Raw genomic sequence first — 3,205 nt, 5'->3', positions numbered from 1 at the left:
GCACTCACCGGCGCGCGGCCGATGACCACCGGGACCGGCCCCGGCCCGCCCCGCCCCGGCTCCCCGTGCCGCGGTGGCTTCCCGGCGGCGGCCCGGGAGTGGGAGTGGTCGCCGGAGGGCTTCGGGACGCCGGCGTCATCGCGGGCGAGCAGGGCGTCGGCCCCGTAGCCCTGGACGCACTCGGGATCCGGGCCGTCCAGCGGCAGGCCGGTGAAGAACTTCGCGGCCATGCAGCCGCCCCGGCAGGAGTCGAAGTGCGCGCAGGACGCGCACGCGCCCCCGCTCTGCGGCGCCCGCAGCTCGGTGAACAGCTCCGAGGAGCGCCAGACCCGTTCGAAGCCACCGGGCTCGCGGACGTTGCCGGCGAGGAAGGAGTCGTGGATGGCGAACGGGCAGGCGTAGACGTCCCCGACCGGGTCGATCAGGCAGACCACCCGGCCGGCGCCGCACAGGTTCAGCCCGGGCAGCGCCTGGCCGTAGGCGGACAGGTGGAAGAAGGAGTCCCCGGTGAGCACCTGCTCGCCGTGGGCCACCAGCCAGTCGTAGAGCTCGCGCTGCTGGGCGGCGGTGGGGTGCAGCTCGTCCCAGACGTCGGCGCCGCGGCCGGACGGGCGCAGCCGGGTCAGCCGCAGCTGGGCGCCGTACCGGTCGGCGAGGGCCTTGAACGCGTCGAGCTGGCCGGCGTTGTGCCGGGTGACGACGACGGAGAGCTTGAAGCCCGCGAACCCGGCGTCGGCGAGGTGCTCCATGGCGCGCACGGCGGTGGCATAGGAGCCCGTGCCGCGGACCGCGTCGTTGATCTCGGCGGTGGCGCCGTCCAGGGAGATCTGCACGTCGATGTAGTCGCTGCCGGCGAGCCGGGCGGCGACATCCCTGGTGATGCGCACCCCGTTGGTGGAGAACTTCACCCCGACGTGGTGGGCGACCGCGTAGTCGACGATCTCCCAGAAGTCCGGGCGGACGGTCGGCTCCCCGCCGCCGATGTTGACGTAGAAGACCTGCATGCGCTCGAGCTCGTCGATGACCGCCTTGCACTGCGCGGTGGTCAGCTCGCGCGGGTCGCGCCGCCCCGAGCTGGACAGGCAGTGCACGCAGGCCAGGTTGCAGGCGTAGGTGAGCTCCCAGGTCAGGCAGATCGGGGCGGCCAGGCCGTGCTGGAAGTGGTCGACCAGGCGGGCTGGTGCCGCGGCGACGCTCACGGCGCGTTCCTTTCGGCGGTCGTCGTCGTTTCGGCGGTCATCGTCGTCCTTTCGACGATCATGAACGTTGCCGCCAGCGTGGCCAGGGCACGCTGGTAGCGCGGCAGGTCGGCCTCGGTGATGCCGACCGCGGTGGCGGCATCCCGCGCGCGGGGATGCTCCGGCAGCGCCTGGACCAGACGCAGCAGCGCCGGGTCCTTCAGGAAGGACAGCCGGCGGGTCCCGAAGTGGTAGACCAGCGCCCCGAAAGGCTCCGGCCGCACCGAGACCTGGGGATGCAGCTGCCAGGGGGCGTCGAGGGCGAAGCCGGGGACGGCCCGCGCCGCCGCGGTGGGCTCGGTCATCCGGGCCGCGCGCTCTAGTAGACCCCGCACATCCCGTCGATGGAGACGTCCTCGACGAGGAACTCCTCCTGGAGGATGTCGACGTCGACGGGATGTGCCGCGCCAGCGGTGTCCTCGTCGAAGCTGACCGATGTCTCGCGTGTGTGGTCGCTCATGGCTGCTCCCTGCTGGTTCCTCGGGTCGGTCGGGTGGTCACGTGTGCGAGGTCACAGTAGTGGCACTCGGTGCCGAGTCACAGTAGTGGCACTTGGTGCCGAAAGGAAGCCCCTGGAGCGTTCCCGCCCGGATCCCCGCCCGCATCCTCCACCCGGATCCCCCGTCCGGACATCCCCGACCGGATGAGCGGACGTTCCCTGCCTGGTTACGCTGAGGCCACACGCGCCGGGGACGGCCGCTCACCTGATCGAGGCCGGAGACGGGATGACGGACAGCGGGACGGACAGCGGCACAGCCGCGGGCACGACCGGCCCGCTGCGCGGGCTGCGTGTCGTCGAGCTCGCCGGCATCGGCCCCGGCCCCTTCGCCGCGATGCTGCTCGCCGACCTGGGTGCGGACGTGATCCGGGTGGACCGTCCGGACGAGGCGAACGACATCGTGCCGCCGCCGGCGGACATCCTGCGGCGCGGCCGCCGTTCGGTCGTCATCGACCTGCGCTCCCCGGACGGGGTGCGGGCGGTGCTGGACCTGGCCGAGCGGGCGGACGTGCTGATCGAGGGCTACCGGCCGGGGGTCGCCGAGCGTCTCGGGGTCGGCCCGCGGGACTGCTGGGCCCGCAACCCCCGTCTCGTCTACGGCCGGATGACCGGCTGGGGCCAGGACGGCCCGCTGGCCCCCACCGCCGGGCACGACATCGGCTACATCGCGATCACCGGTGCGCTGCACGCGCTGGGCCGCCAGGGTGAGGGCCCGGCCGTGCCGGTCAACTTCCTCGGCGACTTCGGGGGCGGCTCCCTGTACCTGGTCGTCGGCGTGCTCGCCGCGGTCTTCGAGGCCGCCCGCTCCGGCCGCGGCCAGGTGGTCGACGCCGCCATCGTCGACGGCGCGGCATCCCTGACCACCTTCGTGCACGGTCTGATCGCCGCCGGGCAGTGGCGCGACGAGCGGGGCGTCAACCTGCTCGACACCGGGCGTCCCTGGTACGACGTCCACCGGACCGCCGATGACAGCTGGGTCGCCGTCGGGCCGCTGGAGCCGAAGTTCTACGCGCGGTTCATGACGCTGCTCGGCCTGGAGCCCGACGAGGCGGAGCGCGCGGACCCCGCCGCCTGGCCCGCGCTGCGGGAGCGGATCGCCGCCGCGTTCGCCCGGCGCACCCGGGACGAGTGGGCGAAGGTCTTCGAGGGCACCGACGCCTGTGTCGCCCCCGTGCTGAGCCTGACGGAGGCCGCGGACCACCCGCACCTGGCGGCCCGCGGCACGTTCGTCGAGGTGGACGGGGTGCGGCAGCCCGCTCCCGCACCCCGTTTCAGCCGGACGCCCGCCGCTCCCCCGGGCCCGCCCGCGCTGCCCGGCGCGCACACCCGGCAGGCGCTGACCGACTGGGGTGTGCGCGGCGTGGACGCGCTGCTCGCCTCCGGCGTGGCGGTCCAGGCGGCGGACCAGGCCTAGGCCGTGTCCGACGGCCTGGCCCGACGCTCCGGGAAGGCGGTCAGCAGCCCGCGG

4 protein-coding genes are annotated in these 3,205 nt (G+C 74.1%); 1 reads left to right on the top strand and 3 read right to left on the bottom strand.

The genetic code is table 11. The features are described from left to right. The 3 genes from mftC to mftA all read right to left on the bottom strand — a co-directional run. On the bottom strand, positions 1–1,199 hold a 1,199-nt coding region (gene mftC / locus AC5LUJ_RS00545; protein WP_493464303.1), incomplete at its 3' end, for a mycofactocin radical SAM maturase. After that, complete coding sequence (gene mftB, locus AC5LUJ_RS00540; protein ID WP_493464302.1) at positions 1,196–1,573, bottom strand: mycofactocin biosynthesis chaperone MftB; 378 nt, start codon at positions 1,571–1,573, stop codon at positions 1,196–1,198. The genes mftB and mftC, both read right to left, overlap by 4 nt. Beyond that, positions 1,558–1,698, bottom strand: coding sequence for a mycofactocin precursor MftA (gene mftA, locus AC5LUJ_RS00535; RefSeq protein WP_250282558.1), 141 nt, complete (start codon positions 1,696–1,698; stop codon positions 1,558–1,560). Before mftA ends, mftB begins: the two co-directional genes overlap by 16 nt. A gap of 265 nt (positions 1,699–1,963) precedes the next feature. Here mftA and AC5LUJ_RS00530 point away from each other — a divergent pair, with 265 nt between their 5' ends. Continuing rightward, positions 1,964–3,151 carry a CaiB/BaiF CoA transferase family protein gene (locus AC5LUJ_RS00530; RefSeq protein ID WP_250282560.1) on the top strand — a complete coding sequence of 396 codons (1,188 nt, stop codon included), beginning with the start codon at positions 1,964–1,966 and terminating at the stop codon, positions 3,149–3,151. Positions 3,152–3,205: the final 54 nt, after the last annotated feature.

It is taken from the genome of Protofrankia sp. CiP1_Cm_nod3, from assembly GCF_982290655.1.
This window is presented reverse-complemented; position numbering and strand designations above follow the sequence as displayed.